Here is a 20,591-nt window from a genome sequence, read left to right on the forward strand (position 1 = left end):
ACATTGATATTGAGCATGCCCACCATGTAAATAGGGAACTTCATGTAAAATGGAGGGAATGATAATAGGGGGGCTTTTATGTCCATAAAATTAAGCATTTTAGACCAATCGCCGATTTCCGAAGGCAGTAACGCCGTGGAATCGCTAAAACACACAGCACAACTTGCAAAAAAAGCTGAGGAATGGGGTTATACAAGGTTCTGGGTTTCTGAACACCATGACGCAACGACGCTTGCTGGGTCATCACCTGAAATACTCATTTCCCATCTTGCATCTGTTACGTCTTCAATCCGTTTAGGGTCAGGTGGTGTAATGTTGCCTCATTACTCGGCTTATAAAGTAGCTGAGAACTTCAAACTTCTTGAAGCACTTTTTCCAGGACGGATTGATGCTGGGGTTGGCCGCGCACCGGGTGGAATGCCGCGTGCGACATATGCACTGCATGACGGGAACTACCGAGATGTCAATAAATTCCCTGGACAAGTGGATGACTTGCTCATGTATTTGAATGACACAATGCCAGCAGAGCACATATATCAAGGCTTGAAAGCAACGCCCATCATTGAAGAAGCACCACCAGTTTGGATGTTGGGATCAAGCCAAAGTTCCGCACTTCTCGCAGCAGAAAAAGGGTTACCGTATATGTTTGCACAGTTCATCAACGGAGAAGGAGGCCCTTCTTACGCGAATCACTATCGCAAAAGATTCCAACCTTCTGCATATTTGCAAAGGCCAAAGCAGGCAGTTGCTGTCTTCTTCGCCTGTGCAGAAACGGAAGAAGAAGCGGAGCGAATTATCTCTTCACTTGATTTGTCCATGGTCATGCTTGAACAGGGAATGCCCTCAGTTGGAACTCCTTCACCCGACAAAGCGCTTACTTATCCATATAGTCATTATGAACAGCAACGGGTTATCGAAAATCGCAAACGGATGATTGTCGGTACGCCAAAAAAGGTCCGTGCTGAGATTGAAAAAATTGCAGAAGAATATAATGCGGATGAAGTGATGCTTGTCATGATTGCTTACGATTTCCAAGATAAGCTGAAATCCTATGAATTGATTGCTAAGGAAATGTTAGTCTGAACGATTGTCTACCCTTCAACGTACGCATAACTTGTACAAAAGATGACAGAACGATGAAAAAAGCTTGTCGATAGGCTGCTGGATTTCATTCAGGGAAAGCAATGTATTTCAATTTAAGATACCAGCACTGCCTTTTGGCGGTGCTCTTATTTTGTTTTTTTGAAATCTAAGGAACTGTATAAAATAGCCCGGTAGATCTGACAAGAATAGTAAAACTGATTTGATAAAAGTAAGGAAAGAAATTTAAAATTTTTAAAAAAGAAAGAGCATGTTTTGAAAGGGATTATTCAAAACATGCTCTTTCTATCTTCAATTGAATCATCGATTAGGACGGAATTTAAGATACTTATTGGTTTATTAATTGATTATATATTTGATAACTGCCATTTCTTTACCGAACCTATCACCATCATCAATAAATCCCAAACTAGAGTACAAATTATGAGCTCCCAAGTTATTTGGATGATAACCTACTACAATTTTTATTGCATTTAGCGATATAGCCATTTCTGATATCATTAGTTTAGTAGCGGCTTTACCTATACCTTTGCCTTGGAATTGCTTATCCACCATTATTCTATATACCCAATAACCATCAAGTTCCTCTTGAACAGAATTGTACATCAAAAAACCAACTACTCTTTCTTCAGCATAAATAGCATATGGCTTTAACGTAAGTTCAAACTTTGATTGAGCTATTGATATTGCATTTGGCTCAATATATTCTTGTTGTTCTTTTGATACCTCTAATTCACAACAGTCATACCAGTTTTCTGCATTTAGTTCTACAATTTTCACATTCTCTGTACTCATAATTTTCCCCTTTCAAAATTCGGGGAAACACTAAACCAATTTGTTAATTAGTCGCTATCCCCTTGTAGTCGTCAGTAATAAAAGTGATTTTGTTTGTCATAATGAACGCCTCCTCTTACTATTTCTCCCTACTAATTATCAGATAATTTGTGAGCATTTTGATTATATCATATTAATTATCATAAAAATCTTTTTTCTTCTACTTTATATTCAGCACACGTCTGTTGATTAACCATTACCTTGCATAAAGAGCAGGTAAGAAAGACTTGAAAAACTCTATTTTCACTGGATCATTTCCGGTCCGCTTTCGGCGAACTATTCATGACCTCTTTACCGAGTGGCAAGTGTGGCTAGAAATGACTTCGTCATTCCTAGCCACACTTGTTTCGGTCATCCCGTTACGAATAGTTGCCTGTCGCATTCCTACAACGTTCAAGTAAAAAATATAGCTGTTTTTTAAAAAAAGAATAGATGACTTTTTATAAAGGTTGTAAGTGTCCGAAGATACAATTTCGGGCACTCAAGTACTTTGTACAAGGTGTTCCTTGCTTACTTTTAGTAAAGATTACGCGTCTTATCATGCGATGTACTATAAGAAAGTGACTCTTCCTTAACTAAAAAAGACAAGACTATGGAGAAGACTTCAGCCGTCAAAATTGTATCTTTGGCGGCTATTATCCAGATAAAAAGTTCCGCTATTCTTTCGTTCCGAAAAGTTTTAGCACTTTGTGTACGTATACATTTGGAGAGCGACGGATGAATAAGCACCATTCCTACACTTCAAGACATCTCGGTAATCCTATAGAGGTCGTTCAATCTAAAGCGACCCAAAAGTAATTGCACACGAATCGCCTAGTGTTGGATTCAGTTATTTACTGGTTGTTTTTGGTTAATCAACACATGTGTATTTGGCACTACTTATTTGGGGTTAAATGGGTGATATACCTCGCCCGTATAACGAACAAGGCGGTGTTGGAAGAACATTCTATTTGTTAAGCACCGACTATATACTATTGCTCTTATCAAGGCGAAAATGAAAACATATTGCATATATACGTCTTACCGTTATGGATAATTGTGGTAGAGTGGAGGGAGATACGATTAATAAAGGGGGTTAGTTTATTGTCTATTTTAGGAATTATACCTTTCTTACTGTATTTAGGTATTCTAGGATTTGGTATTTATGCAGTTGTTGCTATTATAAAGTCCGCGAAACAAAGGAATGAATACCTGAAAGAAATACGTGATGAATTGAGGAAAAAGGTATAGAATGCGACGATGCTTTAAACTAGAAAATATTCATAATGAAAAGAGCTACTTTATAGGGGAAAAGCATTGGAATTGATTATTGGAGTGAATATTGTACTGATTGTGTTTTTTTCTTCAAACACAATTGAGAAAAGTTTAAAGTCCATTGAAACGCAAAACAATCGAGTAATAGATCTTTTGAAGAAATAAGGGACAAAAAATAACGATGCTGACAAAAAAGAGCCCAACCGATTATGGTTTGGGCTCTCTTTCTATTTTTCATAAGATGCTTACAGGTTTTTTCTTACTTCTCTACAAGTTCCGCACACAACTTCTTTAAACTCTCTTCGAACTTCAAATCACTCTCTTTTGAACGCTTTTTTGGGCCGCGTAATCGTCCGCCAGCCATTCGAACTTTCTGGGCGGTATGGCGAGCATATAACAGCTGGTCAATATTGTCTTCCGTATAGAGTCGCCCATTTTGGTCAATTGGATGCCCTTTTTTTGCAAGCACCATCGCGGCCAAACCATAATCTTGTGTAACGACAATATCATCTTTCTGTACACGATTTACAAGAACAAAATCAACTGCATCCGCCCCCTTAGAGACGATAATAGTCTCTGCACCATCTCGATGCATTTCGTGGGTCGTATCGCAGATAAGGATGCAGCGAAATCCGAAGGTCCCCGCTATTCGGATCGTTTCTTTCACAACCGGACACGCATCCGCGTCGATTAGAATTGTCGTCATAAAGCAGCCTCCCTTTATCTTTAGTATGCCAGATTTTATGAATAAAGAACTCGTTTTGTATTATTCTTTGGTTGTACCTGAAAAGGTTAGTTCAAAAATCGATGTACCAACAATTTTGGCGACGTTAACAAGACGGGCCTTACTTAACTTTTCAATTGTGTCCTCTGGCGTATGATACCACTCTTCCACTGGATCATAAATGAACAACGCTGCGTCGATTCCTGCATTATGAAAAGGTGTGTGATCGCTTCTATCACCGAAGTCGGTCTCGATTGGGTCACCATTTAGTGCTTCGTTCGCTTTACTTGCGGCTTTTGTAACTACATTGTCTGAACCATCTATCGTTTGTATGGCTAAATCTCCAGCGTCGGCACTGCCAACCATATCCAAGTTGAACATGGCGGCAGAGCGCTTGATTTCATCTTTCGTCAAAGTACTTACATACTTTTCTGAACCGTGTAATCCTTCTTCTTCGGCACCAAAAAATAGGAATCGAATTTCTTTATTTGTTGGAACCGTTTTGAACATCCTTGCCAGTTCAAGGACAACTCCTGTACCGCTTGCATTGTCACTCGCACCGGGTGCTTTGTCGACGGAATCATAATGGGCACCAATTAGTATGATGTCATCATCCGCTTCGGAAGTGGGATGCTTAGTGGCAATCAAATTTTGTGATGCAGCCTTGTCAATACGGGCTCCTTTAATTTTAACAGCCGCACTGACGGGGGGACCATTTTTCACAAATTCAACAAGCTTGGTCCCTTCATCATAAGTAAGAGCTAGAGCGGGGATGAAGTCTTTAAAATGCTCTCTACCAAGCGTCCAGTTATCAATTTCCAGTTCATCAGGGAAATAGAGAAGAATAGCCTTAGCACCTGCCTCTGAAGCGAATAAAACCAGTTCATAAAAAGCAGTTTTATCAACAGCGACAAGCGCAATTTTTCCTTTTACATCAATTTTTTTGTAATCCTTTTTCAAGCCATATCCTGCATCGATCAATTGACCGTCGACATTACCGTCAACTGAATATTGAAATGGGGCAGGAGAGAGTGGGCCCGGAAAGTCTTCGACAACTAGGCCATGCGACTCTGGTATGACGTACCTTTCGAAATCAAATGGTTGAACTTCGACTTCATATCCTTCCGACTTCAATTGAGCAGTCAAAAAAGCAGCTGCCTGCATTTCCGAACTTGTGCCAGCTACTCGGGGGTTTTTCGTTAATTCACTTAATGAAGAAAAAATATTTTCAACACTTAATTCCTGGATAAATTCAGTTTGTGCTTTATCAAATTCAGGACCTTCCACGCCAGATGAACTAGCTGAACAAGCTGTCATTAGGATAGAAATTAGTAATAGGAATGGGAACAGCATTTTTTTACGGGTCATAAGATTCCTCCATTCTAATTATGGAAATTATACCATGACGATACAGTTACATTAAAATCGTGACAGGGATGGATTCACAAAGCCAGGCAAGCAACGCTACTAGAGGAAGTGAAACGGCGAGTTCTATAAATAGCAGGAGAATGCCCATGTCCTCTATTTTTATGATAATGAAGGGGAAATTACGACAGGTGACGAAAAGGTTTATAGAGTAAAGAAAAATTTGGAGGGATATATATGTTTAAAACAATCGAAGAGTTTCTTATTAACTGGGGCCATGAAAGTGAATCGACACAGAAAATCCTAAACACATTAACTGATAAATCTCTTGATCAAGAAGTGTCAGCCGAAGACCGTACCCTTGGCCGAATCGCATGGCATATCGTTACAACGCTTGGCGAGATGATGTCACGGACAGGCCTTGATTTCGAAGCAAATCCTCACGATGCAGCTGTACCAACATCGGCTGTTGAAATTGCTGGGGCTTACCGTTCAACAAATGAAGCAATGGTTGCGGCAATCAAAGAACAGTGGACTGATGAATCGTTAGCTGAATTAAAAGAGATGTATGGGGAGCAATGGGCGATCGGAACTGTGCTTGGTATATTAACAGCGCACCAAACGCATCACCGCGGTCAAATGACCGTACTTATGAGACAAGCCGGCTTGCCTGTACCGGGCGTCTATGGACCATCCCGCGAAGAGTGGGCAGCATTTGGTGGAGAAGCACCGGTCGTGTAAAGACATGAAAAAGCTGAGGACACCTGGAAATCGGTGTCCTCAGCTTTTTTTATTTGAGATTAACTAGTTAACATGGAAAACGAGCATATAGGGTTGTAGACCGAGCATATCCGTAAGCAAAACGATCATATGCCATTGCTCTCGAGCATATCCGTAAGCAAAACGATCATATGCCATTGCTCCCGAGCATATCCGTAAGCAAAACGATCATATACCATTACTCCCGAGCAAATCCGTAAGCAAAACGATCATATGCCATTACCTCCCGAGCAAATCCGTAAGCAAAACGATCATATGCCATTGCTCCCGAGCATATCCGTAAGCAAAGCGATCATATACCATTGCTCCCGAGCATATCCGTAAGCAAAACGATCATATGCCATTACTCCCGAGCATATCCGTAAGCAAAACGATCATATGCCATTACCTCCCGAGCATATCCGTAAGCAAAACGATCATATACCATTACTCCCGAGCATATCCGTAAGCAAAACGATCATATACCATTACTCCCGAGCAAATCCGTAAGCAAAACGATCATATGCCATTGCTCCCGAGCATATCCGTAAGCTAAAGGATCATATCCCATTGCCCCTGAGCAAATCCGTAAGCAAAACGATCATTTACCATTACACCCGAGCAAATCCGTAAGCAAAACGATCATATCCCATTGCCCCCGAGCAAATCCGTAAGCTAAAGGATCATATCCCATTGCTCCCGAGCATATCCGTAAGCAAAACGATCATATACCATTACCCCCGAGCAAATCCGTAAGCTAAAGGATCATATCCCATTGCTCCCGAGCATATCCGTTCACCGAGCGAATATAAACCATCACCAACCAATCATATCCATGGTCACCCGACCGTAATCCGTCCATTATCCGACTTCAAACGAATCGTATGTTCACCAGTGCCGATGACCGTCCGTGAATTGCGTTCGCCAAATACATCGACTTTACCATGGCCCGTTTTCGTATGAATGGAGACATTTGTTGGCTTGCTAGTTGATTGAATAACAATGCTTCCGTTATCAGTTTGAAAATCAATATTTCGATCAAGGCTGTCCGTCTGAAGTGTAATACGGCCATTATCAGTACTGCCAACAATGGAACCCGTGACATGTTCGAGCTCGATTCTACCATTATCAGACTCAGCTGCAATGCTGTCCGCATCGACATGACGCATTTCAATTCGCCCGTTATCCGTTTTCGCTCGTAAATGATCGATCTGCACCTTATCGATTTCAATTCGTCCATTATCCGTTTCAGCTGTCAACGAAGTGGCAGCAATCTCTTTTAATTGGATTTTTCCATTGTCGGTATTTACACTGACTTTTTTGCAGAGTATTTTCTCAGCAGAAATCCGTCCATTATCTGTCTTCATCGCAATCGATTGATACAGCTTCATTGGAATAATCACGTTAAGGGTCACCGCTTTCATATTGAAATTGAACATGAGTAACCAGTGGCGTAAACTTTTAAGCCTGATGAACAATGTATCGCCAACGACTTCCGCAGTTAGTTTCAATTTTTCATTAGAACCAATCAATTCAACGGTCGTCATCGAACTGTCAGATGGACTGACAAATAGTGCGCCATGCTGGACGTTGATATCGACATTCAAAAACAGGTTATCTTGGATTGTAATGATTTCATTCGTTGACACGATTTCCGCCTTATTTTCCACAAATGAAGACGACTCAAGTAATTCTTCAGCAATTTTCCTAGGAGAGCCTAGGGAGGTGGCGATGTCGTTTTCTGATTTTCCATCCTCACGGCCATTCGTGAAGTATTCTTGGATATCTTGAATAATTTCATTCCGTTCCTCAGCAGGCAGTTGGTTCAATGCAGTTTCAAGTTCAACTATAAATTGGTTTTCAGTCATTCCTTACACCCTCCTCGATTAATGTATTCACGCCATCCGTGAAACTTTTCCATTCGCTTAACTGTTCATGAAGATATTCTCGGCCAGCATCCGTCAATGTGTAATACTTACGGGGAGGGCCTTCCGTTGATTCCTGCAAATAGGTCGTGAAATAACCTTCTTTTGTTAAACGACGCAACAGGGGATAAACAGATCCTTCGGAAATTGCAATTTGATCGGAAATCTTTTGCACAAGCTCATAGCCATAGCGATCTTGCTTATCAAGAAGAACAAGCACGCATAAATTCAGCACACCTTTTTTGAATTGTACATTCACTTCGCTTACACTCCTTTCACTATAGTTCAATGGACAGTACTATCTCATACAAAGTACTTGTTGACAACAATATATCATATAGTATTATTCATTGCAAGGTACTGGTTTTGTCATTTATACAAGTACTTTTCATACCCACACAATTTCCGCATATAATTTTGAGTGTTAGCCAAACTAATGTGTAAATCCGAATTGCCTCAATTGGAAAAATTGCGAGCATTTATGAGGAAGGCAAGTAACGGTGATATTCCTGGCATTTGACAATGTTTTATAGTTGGCAGGAAGAGCCTGCGTGAAAATCTTTCATTGGGGAACTATAAGGGGACAAAATAATTGGAGGTTCTCAAATGAAAAGTAATAGTCAAAAGAAATTTACAGAAGCGGGTACGGACATTATGGAGGTTAAACGACAAAATGAAGAATCTGGTCTAACGTATAATGAGGTGAAAGAAATACTTGCCAAAACGGGTGGAACTGGAACCGCAATTTATAGTGATACTAATATGGAAGAGGTAAAAAAGAAAAATCTATAAAAAAGATGCCAGGTAACCGAACCGTTTTTAATGGTGTGGATACTTGGCATTTTTTTAGATGAAATAACTTCAACTTAAGGGGAGATTTTCTTGTTTTGATGGTTTACTTACACTGACAAGAGCGAAGTCACTTAAAATGCTTCAACGCCTCCCGCTTACTAAGCGGCTTTAATGGATGATCCTCCACAAATACTTTCACAAGATCTGGATCCGTCTTTGCATATTCTCGCAATGCCCAACCAATCGCTTTTTGGATGAAAAACTCCTTAGAATCTGAATGCTGTTTGATAATCTGGAATAATAGCTCGGTATCTGTCTGTTGTTTGAATTTTAATTGATGAAGAATTGCTGAACGGTTTGTCCACATATTGTCCGAAAGAGACCACTCCAACATGATTTTTTCACCATAATCGCGATCAAGTTTTACAATGTGACCTACAAAGTGAGGCGCAATTGAATCCACGCTATCCCACCATGATTTCGTTTCAATTAATTGAAGTAAAGCAGGAAAATCATCTGTCGTTAAATGCTTTTTCATTTTCTCAATCAGCGCAATTGCTGCATATTGGTACTCCCGCTTCGGCAGTTCATAAAGTTTCCACACTTCTTCAAACAGCTGCTCAGGTCCAGGCAACGTATATTCGGCGAAGTGCTCTTTCAATAATTCCTTACGTCTAGGACTTTTGATACCGAGGAAAGGGAAATGATTTTTCAGATAGGCCGTCATCGGTCCAGCTAGTTCTTCATTGCGATTGGCTTCAAATAGTTCAATAATTCCTTGATGATTCCATACTGTTTTCAATGAAATTACCTCCTGACGGTGTGATTAAGAAAAGCGTATCAAAAAGAATAACTTAATGCTATATACTTGGCACTATTAATTTAGAATTCAATAGAAACTGCAATAATCTATTTGTACGACACATGAATCTAGCGACGTAGCGATATTGGAAATTGATTCCTAGTAATAAGCCCAAAAAACTCACTTCCTTTCCAATTGTTAAGTGCCGAGTATATAGATGATATTGAGGGGTATTTCTTGAATAAATAATTTAATCGGAATGAAATAACAAAGTGCTCAATATAGAAAATAGTCCTGTGAAGCGAGTAACATTCGCATCACGGAGCTGTTGTGGTAGTGATGCTTTCTTGTGTTAAATTAAGGGAAGCTAATAATTTTAATAAGTTGAATCTATTGTATTAATAGAATTTTTTTATCATTTCGTTAACAAATAAATCCGCTGATTTGTGGAAGTCTATCTTTATGTGGAGGTGTAGAAATGGGGGGACGTCGGGCGGCAAGAATGAAACAGCAAATTTTGCTTGGTGGCAATTATCCCTTATCGGAGTAGGTCGCATTATTGGTACATGTTTTTTCCAGGCATCAAGTATTGCGATTAAAATGACAGGTCCTTCTGTTATCAGGGCTGCAAGTGCAACATTTATCGTGTTTGAAATACTAGCGAAAATGTCTGCAAAGGATCCGCAGCAAGAGTCATTCCGTACCTATGCCAAAAATGCATATGGACGTTGTGCCGGTTTTAGTAGTGGTTGGGTTTAATGGTGTTCGGAAATATTAATCATTGGCAGTCAGCTTAAGGCGATTTCAATCTTGTCTAGATTTTGGTTTCCTAACGTTTAGTTATGGATATTTATATCGATCTATGCCGTTTGGGGAAATTAGAAAATGTATACGCTGTAATGAAAATCGCCGCTATTTTTATGTTTATTGTGATTGCCATTTTAGCGCTGACAGGGATAATTGAGGGCAATCTAAAGGTCGGAATTCCTCAATCTGCAGTAGATTCAAAAGTGACATGAAAAAACCTGGTAATAAGGAACGTCTAAGACGAACTTTTTACCGAATTTCTAAACTAACTCAATTTTATGTAGCGAAAGTAAACCCTCAATACCCGTATATGTAAGAACAAAACAACCAAAAGACCAAAGAATTATTTTTACAAGAGGGAACTCAATAATTTGGCCAATCCCGAAATATACCATAATCATATACAAGACATCAGCTGTTAAAGCTCCAATACCAAAAATCCAAGCATGAAAAAATCTGTTTTTAATCCCCGTGTCTAGTTGCGCCGCGTTAACAGGGCCGATTGGCGCAGCCAAGGATACACCTAAAAAGATATAGGCAACTATTGAATTCATGAAAAAGTCCGCCCTTAAAATGATGTCTATGCATCTTATTCGAAGGGATTGACCTGTACAACTATCTAAAGGAGAAATACTAATTGAAAAAGGACTTAGCAACAATCGCTGCTAGGTCCTTTTTTTACGCTATTTTATTTGTTTTTTCAATTTCCTCGACTTTGATGAACTTAAAGACAATGAACATTAGGATGAATCCCAATACACCTGCAGTAATATAGCTGACATTGAGAAAATTTTTCATAGCAAGTGACATAATAGGGGGACCAGCTGCAACACCGATAAATCTCGCTGAGCTATAAAAAGAGGAAACCGTACCTCTTAACTCTTTTTTTATGTTTTCTGTAATAATAGCGTCGAGTGCAGGCAATAATGCACCAATAGCTATTCCAACTATACTCGTTACCACTAACAGAAGGATCAGTTTTTTACTTGTAAACCCTACGAATATAACGCTGGCGGACATTGCAATCAAGCAAATAATCATTACTTTTTTTATGGTCTTTAGATCCCCTTTAATTTTTCGACCGGAAATAAACGAAGAAATACAAAGTAACAGAAGCGGTATGGCCAAAACAAACCCTTTTTTTATGCCCTTTATATCATGAACTTTTTCAAGGTTTTCTGATAGAAAAAATAACATACTGAATAATATCAGCATAACTAGGACTCCATTAAGGAATACGGTATACAACCATTTTCCTTCCACCTTGAATACTTTTTTTGTGTTACTTAAAAACTGCTTAAACTTTACAGGATCATCTTTTTCTTTGGGGACTTTAACAAAGAAAAAGATAAGTGCAAAAGAAATTAAACTAAGCGCTGAAATGGAGAAGAACGGCAGGAACCATAAAATAGCGGCAAATACTGAACCTAAGATGGGACTTAATACTTTTCCAAACGTGTTCGACGTTTCGATAATACCCAAACAAGAACTCATTTTTTCATCATCATCTTGATAAAGGTCACCCACAAGTGGCAAAATGATTGGCATGGCTCCAGCCGCCCCTACTCCCTGCAGGATTCTACCAACGATAATCATTGTGTATGGGTCCTCCATTTTCCATGAAGCAAACCCTGCAATCAGACCCCCGATTAAAGCGAAGATTAAACTCGGTAATATAACCATTTTCCTACCAAAACGGTCTGATAAATAGCCGGCTACTGGTATTAGAAAAATAGCCGCAACCGAATAGCTTGTAATGATCATGCTCGACTGAAATGATGTGATTCCAACCTTTTCTTCCAGTATCGGGAGCACTGGAATAAGCATGGAATTCCCTAGTGTCATGATAAGAGGAATTGAAGCCATACTTACAGTGCACCATATACTTACTTGAACCGTGCTTTTTCCCATTACCACACCTCGACTAATCCTGTTTTTGACTAATAAAGGTATGGTCTCCTTGTGTGTTCATTTTATGCGTTAGATGTTTATTGTATAGTCTTTTACTAAACAGTACTATGTAAAAATGAGGGAACATACTCATCAAACCTTTTGAGGGCATATTAAAATAACGCTTGAAAAGCCTGCATGCCAAAGTAGATTCCGAAACCAATCATTATTATGGATGAAATAAGAGAGACGATTTTCAAAAGCTTGGTGGATAATAATTTACGAGCTCCGCTGGATAAAAAGGACATTATAAAATCCACTAAAATAATGCCAACCAAAATGGCGATACTATTTATAAAAATTTGATATCCTGTAGAGACTCCGGCCGTATTCGCGAGTATAGAACCATATATCCCTAGCCAAAAAAGGATGGTCAGTGGATTCAACAATGACATGAAGAATCCAGATAGTATTGATTTTCTAAGTCGGACTCTTTTACCGAATTTCAAATTCATCTCAATTTTATGTAGCGATAGTAAATTTTCTATACCCGTATACAACAGTACAAAACAGCCAAAAGACCAAAGAATTATTCTCATTAAAGGCGAATCAATAAATTGACCAACGCCAAAATACACTATGAACATATACATGATGTCGGTTGTCAAAGCACCAAGACTAAAAAACCAGGCATGAAAAAAACCATTTTTAATACCCGTATTTAATAAGATGGACTTAACCGGTCCAATTGGTGCAGCCATTGATATGCCTAAAAAGATATAGGTGAATATTGAATTCATGAATAGCCCTCCACTAATATGACGTCATTTCATTTTATTCAAAGGCGATGACTTATAGGACTATTTAAAGGGGGGAATTCAAATGGAATGTTTGAGGTTGTATTCTCTGCTTTAGAAGCGTTTTTATTAACATAATATTAAGTTGCGATGGCTCCGTTCATCTGATTAAAGACTGCCTTTATATAGTGGATTTGGTAAGAAGCAATGATAAATCTCGATTTAGTAAACAACACTTTGCCTCGTGATTACCGAAAAAAGATAATTCGTTGAAGTTGGATAACTTGTGATAAACTATTTTAGAAGTCGAAATAATTTACCAGGGGGAAATCATATGTCTAATGAAGTAAAAGTTATTTTCGCAAACAATCCAATTGTTTCGGGAAATGCTGCGATCAAACAATTCGTAGCCAATCAAAAGGCGGGGCATAGTTCTATATTAATCGGAGAAACACATTATATTGTGGTAAAAGAGTGTAAAGAAAAAGATATGACACTAGAGAAAGTTCGCGCAACAGCAGGGAATATTGCTCGAGATGTAAGCGCTCAAAAAGCCGAAACAGCAATTGTAGAAGCGCAAGTTCTTTCGGATGCCTATACAAAGTTGGATAAAGGATCTGTGCTGACAGCATTTGCAGAAGGATGGGAACTAGGAGCGTACCAGTTTGTTACATATAAATCGGATGTCACAGCATTCCAAACTAAGCTTCATGTAGTTGGAGGCGAAGCGAAACCATTCGTTGAAGCAGGGAAGATTCGTGCGGCAGCAACTGCATTCTCACGCGACTTGATGAATGAAGTGTCAAACGTCTTAAATCCAGAAACATTCCCGGAAGTATTGAAAAACAACTTTGAAGGTACTGGCGTTGAAGTGAATGTGTTCGATAAAGAAAAGCTTAAGGAAATGAAGATGAACGGCGTCCTGACAGTCGCGCGTGGCAGTATCTACAAGCCTTCATTCGTTGAACTAGTTTACAAAGGTGACGCATCGAAACCGCTTGTGGCACTTGTCGGTAAAGGCGTGACATTCGATACAGGTGGCATCAGCTTGAAGAGCGGCAAAGACCTAAGTGATATGCGCATGGATATGGGGGGAGCAGCTGCTGTTTCTGGTGCACTCATATTGCTTGCAAAATCGAACGCGAAAGTGAATGTCGTGGCACTTATTCCAATAGTGGAAAACATGCCGGACAACACATCTGTTTTACCAGGAGAAGTCATTACCTACAAAAATGGATTGACGGTGCAAGTCGGCAATACCGATGCAGAAGGACGCCTCATTTTAGCAGATGCACTTATTCGTGCAGGCGAATGGAAAGCGGACTACATCGTCGATATCGCAACGCTCACAGGCGCAATCGTCAATGCACTCGGCACTGAAATCGGTGGCGTTTTCGGAGATGAAGAACTTTCTGCCCAAATGAAAAAAATCGGCGATCAAAACGGTGATTTCATCTGGCCTATGCCATTAGTTGACGCATACGAAAAGTCGCTTGACAGTGACTATGCGGACATGAACAACATCAGTTCATTAGGTGGTGCAGGATCAATTACGGCAGGCTTATTCCTTCGTCGTTTTGTACCGAAAGAAAGTAAATGGTTGCATGTTGATATGGCGGGCATGATGAGTAAAAACAGTGCTTCAGGATACTATGCAAAATCTGCGACAGGCTACGGTGCACGCCTATTGGCTGACTTTACAATATATGTTTCAAACTAAAAAAGAAAGTACTCAGTTATCATGCTGGGTACTTTCTTGTTATTTGTGAAATTGACCGTGTAGTGCTCAAATTATATAGGTACTCATACAACTAACATCTACATATTACCTCTATTTCTACCTATTATTCCTGGTAGAATGAAAGGCTGGAAACTAATCAATATAAAAAAATTAGGATTTAGTGAAATTTGTTTTTATTGCAAGTGACGTGTGCATTAGTGAATTCAGCATATGCACCTCCCAAAAGGCTCTTGTATTTTTCAGTGCGATTTACTGTACTTATACTTGTGAAGTAACTGCTGTAATTTAGAAGTAAATAGTTATTCAGGTTGTCTCATAATTCGTTTTGATGCAAAAAAGTAAACAAACCAATATATAACTAACAACTCCGAGAAAATTATTACAACCACTTTTATAAGAGGATTAGGACTAAACGAAGCCAAGTTGAAAAAAAGTAGCTGCACGATTAATAGGTTCATTAGTAGTTTTTGAAAAGACTGCTTAAGGGCCTTAATTGATACGGGATAAATACGGGAACTGTTATTTATCGAGCATTGTAAAGGAAGTAACTGGTACCCAGATAAAAATAACAGTGGAAAAGCTATAATCCAGCCATTAGCAGGAAAGAAAAAATGAATGCTAATCCCTATTAAGGTTAATCTTGCATACAAATAATAAAATTCATTATACCTAATAAACAAGTGTGAAAATAAGTATGTGTAAGAAGAAGATTGCTTATAAGTTATTACGTTCTTTATTAGCCAACCCAAGAACCTCCTGCGTTTAAACGAATGCTGAAGATGGGGGACATCAATATATAGATTAATAAATCTGTAAATCTTTAATAGGGACTTCTCTTCTTGGCTTATTAAATAGTCCCAATTAAGCCCCGTTCCTTTCTTATTAAATACATAGAACCAAATGAAGGAATTGATAATTAGTAAAGTTCCTGCAATTACCCACAGACCCGTAAACATCAAATAAATAATAGTATAAAATGATAGAAACCTAATGACTTTGTGAAGTAACTTTTGAAGTTTTGTAGTAATCCATTGTTCAACCCAAGTCAGGCGAATATTCAAGAGGATTAAGCCTGAAAAAGTAATAAGGACTGTAATCGAAATAATTTCAGTCTGTTTTACAAGAGGACTAATAATTAATAACGTGATTAGTAGTTTGATTACATCCATAAAAGTGCTATAAAACAACGATTTTTTAAAATATGAGGACAACGCTGTCTCTGCTGGCATTAAAAAGATGACATCAGCTTTTTTGACAAATGTACGAACGTCCGTCATCAAAAAAGTAAACGTAATTACTAATGACGCTATCACTTCAGTTGGAAGAAAGGGAGGTAACCATTGAAGAAATTTCACGTAGTAATAAAGAAAAACACTACCAAAGATGATAAAGGAATAAAATACACCCATTGCAATAAGTGAAAAGTATTTTACGATTTCAACATAAAATTCTCTTAATCTTTTATCCCAGATTGAATTAATTTCCATTATATCACCATGACTTTCGAATATGTACTATACTATAAGGGACATTTACTAGGCATAGTTATCCCATATAGTATATCTTATAAAGTGAGTGTATACCATATATAGGAAGCCGTAGTCTATCCACAACCCATAAAACGGTTCCTAATCTCGTTCATATTTTTTGTTGATAAACCAAGCAATTCAACAGTTCTCTAAATAACCGCTTTAATAATAGAAGTGAAATACAACAAAAAAGAGGTAATAAATATGATCAAAACGTTACGATTCTGGATAACGCTTCTCGTATCATTTGCGATGATTGGTATTCTCAGTATTACGTTGTTATCTGGATATTATGTCACAAAAGAAAATTTAATAAACAATTCCCTGGAGATTAATAGAGTCTACTCAATGAAACTGGCACAATTAACGGAAGAAGTATTTAAAGGAATGCAAAGTAATTTGCAAGTTAAAGCGTCTGAAATGAGTGCTGAAATTGACGATGCTGAAAAGTTAACTGAAAAACTTGCGGACTTAATAAGCAGTAGTAAAAACTTTAACTCGCTCTCCGTTGTTAACAAAGATGGTGTAGTACTTGCCACCTCGCCGGAAGTGGGCATAGTAGGGAAGAAACTAGATACAGAAGGTCCAAAAGAAGCACTATCTGAAAGAAAGAACCTGATTTCTACGCCTTACAGAGCTGCAACCGGCAGACTGCTTATTCTAATTTCCACCCCATTGTGGAACGAAAAAAATGAATACCTCGGTTTTTTAAGCGGCACGATTTATTTGCAGGAAGATAATATTATTCATGATATTCTTGGCGAACACTTTTCCACGGACGGTTCTTACGTGTGGGTGGTCGATAATAAAGGGATGCTGATTTACCATCCGGACCCTGAAAGAATCGGGGAAACGGTCCTTGAAAATGAAATCACACAAAAAATCCTACTGCATAAAAGCGGTGCACAAAAAATTATGAACTCAACAGGTAAAGATTATCTTGCCGGTTACACATACATAAAGTCTAGTAAGTGGGGAGTTGTTTCGCAAACACCCTATGAAGCAAGCGTCAAACCTTTATCAGGAATGGTGTACAAAATGTTACTTTACGCGCTTCCATTTGTCATGTTTTTCTTCGTGTTGACGATTGTATTGACTGAGAGATTATCGTCACCGTTGCGCAAATTGGCGACGTTTTCGGCAAATCTAAAAGAAAATGGAGGACAAAGCGAATGTGCTGACATTCCAACATGGTATTTTGAAGCTAAGCAGTTGAATGGAACAATTCACGAATACGCAAAAAGTCAGCAACAGAGGGTTGCGGATTATAAGGAACGCTCCTACACAGACCCTCTTACCGGATTAAAGAATCGTAGGTACGGAGACAAAGTCACTGCAAGATGGACTATGGACAATCGACCATTTTCTATGATTATGATTGATATCGACCATTTTAAAGCCGTCAATGATCGATATGGCCATCAAATCGGAGACGAAGTGCTTAAGTTTTTATCTGGAAAAATGAGTGAAATTATTCGGGGCGACGATGTCTGTATTAGATTGGGTGGAGAAGAGTTTGTAATCCTGCTGGCTGAAACGGATGTCCAGGAAGCAATGGATATCGCTGAAAGACTTCGTATAAATGTCTCGTCCACTATATGTCCGACAAATAATAATATAACAATTTCACTAGGTGTCGGTAGTTATCATAGTAATCGGGAAACAATCCTAGAACTATTCAGCAGGGTGGATAAAGCATTATATCAAGCAAAAGTGGATGGAAGGAATAGAGTTGTACTATCTGAAAATTAAATAGCCTAGATTTTTCCCATGAAATCACAAAAGGAAAGACCTCGCTACTTTAAACGAGGTCTTTCCTTTTATTCACAAACAAGCACTTGTCTGATAAAATGTCCTTTTTTCGCAACACAGCGATCAGTAATGACGAATCCAGCCTCTTCAACCATGTGATCGATTGTTTCAATCGTCACGACGATGACTTTCTTCGTAAACCGGCGTGCTTCCTTCAATATTTCAAGCTGCTCTTCAGGAGTAATATGTGTAAAAAGATTATAAGGCATGTCGATAATCGCAACATCATATTCGTCAACGACTTCTGCAATAGGACCGATTTCTACAGTGCCTTCTAACTCAAAGTGAGCAATGTTCTTTCTTGATCCCAAAACGACACGCGGGTTAATATCTCGTCCAACGATATTAATGCCCATCGACAGTGCTTCAACCAGCACCGTACCAATGCCGCAACATGGATCGATGGCTCGTACACCCTCTGGATGCGGAATCGCAATATTGGCCACTGCTCTTGCGACACGTGTACTTAATGCCGTAGAGTACATATGCGGCTTTTTCTGATGAAGGAACCAGACCGACTCACTTTCAACATGCTTCCCGAAATACCACTTACCATCTAATAAAACAATGCCAAACGTATTTGCAGGTGGGTTCACTAAGTCGGGAGTACCATTGACACGTAGTCCAATTTCACGCTCGATTTTCCTACGCTCCGGATGCCCAATCTTTTTCGTCGTATCGAGATCTGTTGTATTCAAACTGACGACTCTAAATGTAGAGCCACCTAAATCGTATTTTTCAACTTGCCGGGAGATTTCCTCAAGATTGTCGCCTTCATACATGATATCCAGTCTTTCTTTCATAAATGCGCTGCGACTTGGATCGATTTCAATCGAACTTCTCAATACAGTAGAAGTGACATCAAAGCCGAAAAATGATCTCATCTCTAACATGCACAAATCATGCTCATCTGTGTGTTGCGTATATGTGTAAATAAAACCTAAATCATTCAATTAATTCCCATCCTTCATTGCGCTTCATCAACGGCCTCAACCATTTTGAATATAAAGTCATACATCAGTTGATAAACCTCAACAAAAGATAAATCTTCACTAAAACCTTCAATATAATTAAGTGCAAAATTTACATCCCATAACCCGTCTTCATTGGAAAACATCACACTATATTTAGCACCATCTCCATGTAAATGCGTGTCAAGATATGCCTTCATGTCATTCCCGAATTTCTTTTGTAATTTTAGTCCGAATAGGGCTGTATACGTTTCGAAGACATCATCAAGTTCTAGAACGACAGCGTCGACTCTGATTACTTCAAAAGCATTTGATTCTACGTAAACGAATTCATTCATATGATTTTTTAAGTAGGAAATGCTGTCATTGAGAAAGTTCTGATCTTCTTCCCGAATCAGATTTTCTGTCTCTTTCACACACCGTTCTATGGCACTGAATTTAAACGCTTTCTCTACAACGGTTACATCACCGGTAATCAATTGATGTTTGGCGACATATTCTTTATCCACATTAAAGAACTCGATTTTATTATCCAGCGTATTTTCAGCAATATACTTTTCCATCTGTTTTTTTAACATTTCAGATCAGCTCCTTGACTAGAGAGGAATTGAATTATACTCCGTTCCTCTTATCTACTAGTATAGCCTACATTGTTTCATTAGGCTTTTAATTTGTAACTCGTATTTCCTTCAACTATTTTAAAAAAAGTGGTCGAAGAAGATGAGGTTTATTTATATTGACAAATTGTCAACGCAACTATACAATTCTTCATAGCGTCTAATTCTCGGTTAGTTTCATGGAAAGGAGAATTGATAATGGCTAAAGACGTAATCAATTCGCCTCTTGGTTTGTTACTAAGGGAATTATTAAAAGACCGTTCATTGTCAATGCGAAAACTAAGTGAACTTAGCAAAATCGATACAGCTACCATTTCACGAGTGATAAACGGTAAAAGAAAAGCGAACCTGCAACATTTAGAGCGATTTGCTGACTGTTTAGAAGTGCCTTTGGTCGATCTTGTTGAAGCAGCTGGTTACCCTATTGAACAGAAGCAGGAAGATTTTTTGTTGAAGAACCGTACATCTGCTGATAGTATTCAGGAGGTTTTTGCATCTTCAGACGTGGCAAATCAAAATGTAACTGAAGCCGTCATCGAACAGAAGTTAGCAAAGTACCAACAGTATGTACAAACAGTAGAAGGAAAAAACGATATTCTTACTGGATTCGGAAAGAAGCTGGAAAGTGTGGGTAGCATCGGGCCACTTATTTGTCAGATGAAGGACTTATTCAAGAAGTTTCGTCTGGGGAAGGGTACACGGAGTGAACTTGCGATAATTGGAAGTGCATTATTGTATTTTATCATTCCTTTAGACGCTATCCCTGACTACCTATTTGCCATTGGTTATTTAGATGATGCGATTGCAGTACAACTTGCTTCAAATTCAATAGGAAGAACTAACATAGAATAAAGCGATAGGTGGATTTTTG

19 protein-coding genes and 1 pseudogene are annotated in these 20,591 nt (G+C 38.7%); 8 read left to right on the top strand and 12 right to left on the bottom strand.

Going from position 1 to position 20,591, the window contains the following annotated elements:
• Positions 1-78 precede the first annotated feature (78 nt).
• Positions 79-1,083 carry an LLM class flavin-dependent oxidoreductase gene (locus tag ACGLYD_RS02665; RefSeq protein WP_338653269.1) on the top strand — a complete coding sequence of 335 codons (1,005 nt, stop codon included), beginning with the start codon at positions 79-81 and terminating at the stop codon, positions 1,081-1,083.
• A gap of 357 nt (positions 1,084-1,440) precedes the next feature.
• On the opposite strand, the gene ACGLYD_RS02670 is transcribed toward ACGLYD_RS02665, so the two are convergent.
• Positions 1,441-1,896: a GNAT family N-acetyltransferase gene (locus tag ACGLYD_RS02670; RefSeq protein WP_067206669.1), complete on the bottom strand. Its 456-nt coding sequence runs from the start codon at positions 1,894-1,896 to the stop codon at positions 1,441-1,443.
• A 1,122-nt stretch (positions 1,897-3,018) separates the two neighbouring features.
• On the opposite strand from ACGLYD_RS02670, the gene ACGLYD_RS02675 reads away from it, so the two are divergent.
• Positions 3,019-3,165, top strand: a complete 147-nt coding sequence (locus tag ACGLYD_RS02675) for a hypothetical protein (RefSeq protein ID WP_399631197.1) — start codon at positions 3,019-3,021, stop codon at positions 3,163-3,165.
• 283 nt (positions 3,166-3,448) lie between these two features.
• Here the strand turns inward: ACGLYD_RS02675 and ACGLYD_RS02680 are convergent, their stop codons facing one another.
• Together ACGLYD_RS02680 and ACGLYD_RS02685 are read right to left on the bottom strand one after the other, a co-directional pair.
• Complete coding sequence (locus ACGLYD_RS02680) at positions 3,449-3,895, bottom strand: YaiI/YqxD family protein (RefSeq protein WP_399631198.1); 447 nt, start codon at positions 3,893-3,895, stop codon at positions 3,449-3,451.
• 60 nt (positions 3,896-3,955) lie between these two features.
• Positions 3,956-5,281, bottom strand: coding sequence for a M28 family peptidase (locus ACGLYD_RS02685; protein WP_399631201.1), 1,326 nt, complete (start codon positions 5,279-5,281; stop codon positions 3,956-3,958).
• A 234-nt stretch (positions 5,282-5,515) separates the two neighbouring features.
• Between ACGLYD_RS02685 and ACGLYD_RS02690 the strand changes: the two genes are divergently transcribed.
• Positions 5,516-6,019 carry a DinB family protein gene (locus ACGLYD_RS02690; protein ID WP_067206678.1) on the top strand — a complete coding sequence of 168 codons (504 nt, stop codon included), beginning with the start codon at positions 5,516-5,518 and terminating at the stop codon, positions 6,017-6,019.
• Between the two features lie 857 nt (positions 6,020-6,876).
• Here ACGLYD_RS02690 and ACGLYD_RS02695 read toward each other — a convergent pair.
• Both ACGLYD_RS02695 and ACGLYD_RS02700 read right to left on the bottom strand, forming a co-directional pair.
• The gene (locus tag ACGLYD_RS02695; protein ID WP_342537726.1) at positions 6,877-7,905 is read right to left on the bottom strand and encodes a DUF4097 family beta strand repeat-containing protein; all 1,029 of its coding nucleotides are present in this window, start codon (positions 7,903-7,905) and stop codon (positions 6,877-6,879) included.
• The gene (locus tag ACGLYD_RS02700) at positions 7,898-8,221 is read right to left on the bottom strand and encodes a PadR family transcriptional regulator (RefSeq protein ID WP_340765795.1); all 324 of its coding nucleotides are present in this window, start codon (positions 8,219-8,221) and stop codon (positions 7,898-7,900) included. Before ACGLYD_RS02700 ends, ACGLYD_RS02695 begins: the two co-directional genes overlap by 8 nt.
• A gap of 347 nt (positions 8,222-8,568) precedes the next feature.
• Between ACGLYD_RS02700 and ACGLYD_RS02705 the strand changes: the two genes are divergently transcribed.
• Positions 8,569-8,754 (top strand): gamma-type small acid-soluble spore protein, encoded by a 186-nt coding sequence (locus ACGLYD_RS02705; RefSeq protein WP_338653252.1) that lies wholly within the window; start codon positions 8,569-8,571, stop codon positions 8,752-8,754.
• A gap of 127 nt (positions 8,755-8,881) precedes the next feature.
• On the opposite strand, the gene ACGLYD_RS02710 is transcribed toward ACGLYD_RS02705, so the two are convergent.
• Positions 8,882-9,556, bottom strand: a complete 675-nt coding sequence (locus ACGLYD_RS02710; RefSeq protein WP_354313711.1) for a DNA alkylation repair protein — start codon at positions 9,554-9,556, stop codon at positions 8,882-8,884.
• 462 nt (positions 9,557-10,018) lie between these two features.
• Here ACGLYD_RS02710 and ACGLYD_RS02715 point away from each other — a divergent pair.
• Positions 10,019-10,551, top strand: a pseudogene (locus ACGLYD_RS02715) (amino acid permease); the annotation flags it as partial.
• 72 nt (positions 10,552-10,623) lie between these two features.
• Here the strand turns inward: ACGLYD_RS02715 and ACGLYD_RS02720 are convergent.
• The 3 genes from ACGLYD_RS02720 to ACGLYD_RS02730 form a co-directional block, all read right to left on the bottom strand.
• The gene (locus ACGLYD_RS02720; RefSeq protein WP_338653248.1) at positions 10,624-10,917 is read right to left on the bottom strand and encodes a LysE family transporter; all 294 of its coding nucleotides are present in this window, start codon (positions 10,915-10,917) and stop codon (positions 10,624-10,626) included.
• Between the two features lie 124 nt (positions 10,918-11,041).
• Positions 11,042-12,274 (bottom strand): MFS transporter, encoded by a 1,233-nt coding sequence (locus ACGLYD_RS02725; protein WP_354313710.1) that lies wholly within the window; start codon positions 12,272-12,274, stop codon positions 11,042-11,044.
• A 152-nt stretch (positions 12,275-12,426) separates the two neighbouring features.
• Positions 12,427-13,053, bottom strand: a complete 627-nt coding sequence (locus ACGLYD_RS02730; protein ID WP_399631208.1) for a LysE family transporter — start codon at positions 13,051-13,053, stop codon at positions 12,427-12,429.
• A gap of 331 nt (positions 13,054-13,384) precedes the next feature.
• Here ACGLYD_RS02730 and ACGLYD_RS02735 point away from each other — a divergent pair, with 331 nt between their 5' ends.
• Positions 13,385-14,770, top strand: coding sequence for a leucyl aminopeptidase family protein (locus tag ACGLYD_RS02735; RefSeq protein ID WP_399631211.1), 1,386 nt, complete (start codon positions 13,385-13,387; stop codon positions 14,768-14,770).
• A 320-nt stretch (positions 14,771-15,090) separates the two neighbouring features.
• Here the strand turns inward: ACGLYD_RS02735 and ACGLYD_RS02740 are convergent, their stop codons facing one another.
• Positions 15,091-16,278 (bottom strand): ABC transporter permease, encoded by a 1,188-nt coding sequence (locus ACGLYD_RS02740; RefSeq protein ID WP_399631214.1) that lies wholly within the window; start codon positions 16,276-16,278, stop codon positions 15,091-15,093.
• Between the two features lie 246 nt (positions 16,279-16,524).
• Between ACGLYD_RS02740 and ACGLYD_RS02745 the strand changes: the two genes are divergently transcribed.
• On the top strand, positions 16,525-18,072 hold the full coding sequence (locus ACGLYD_RS02745) for a sensor domain-containing diguanylate cyclase (protein ID WP_354313705.1): 1,548 nt from the start codon (positions 16,525-16,527) through the stop codon (positions 18,070-18,072).
• Between the two features lie 68 nt (positions 18,073-18,140).
• On the opposite strand, the gene ACGLYD_RS02750 is transcribed toward ACGLYD_RS02745, so the two are convergent.
• Entirely contained in the window at positions 18,141-19,025 is an 885-nt protein-coding gene (locus ACGLYD_RS02750; RefSeq protein ID WP_399633084.1) for a TRM11 family SAM-dependent methyltransferase, read from the bottom strand.
• Between the two features lie 74 nt (positions 19,026-19,099).
• A complete protein-coding gene (locus ACGLYD_RS02755; RefSeq protein WP_399631217.1) occupies positions 19,100-19,681 on the bottom strand; it encodes a branched-chain amino acid aminotransferase in 582 nt (193 codons plus the stop codon).
• A 237-nt stretch (positions 19,682-19,918) separates the two neighbouring features.
• On the opposite strand from ACGLYD_RS02755, the gene ACGLYD_RS02760 reads away from it, so the two are divergent.
• Positions 19,919-20,572, top strand: a complete 654-nt coding sequence (locus tag ACGLYD_RS02760) for a DUF1232 domain-containing protein (protein ID WP_354313703.1) — start codon at positions 19,919-19,921, stop codon at positions 20,570-20,572.
• The last annotated feature ends 19 nt before the right edge of the window (positions 20,573-20,591 follow it).

Origin of the sequence: Sporosarcina sp. SG10008 (assembly GCF_044569405.1) — a bacterium.
In the GTDB taxonomy this organism is placed as follows: domain Bacteria; phylum Bacillota; class Bacilli; order Bacillales_A; family Planococcaceae; genus Sporosarcina; species Sporosarcina psychrophila.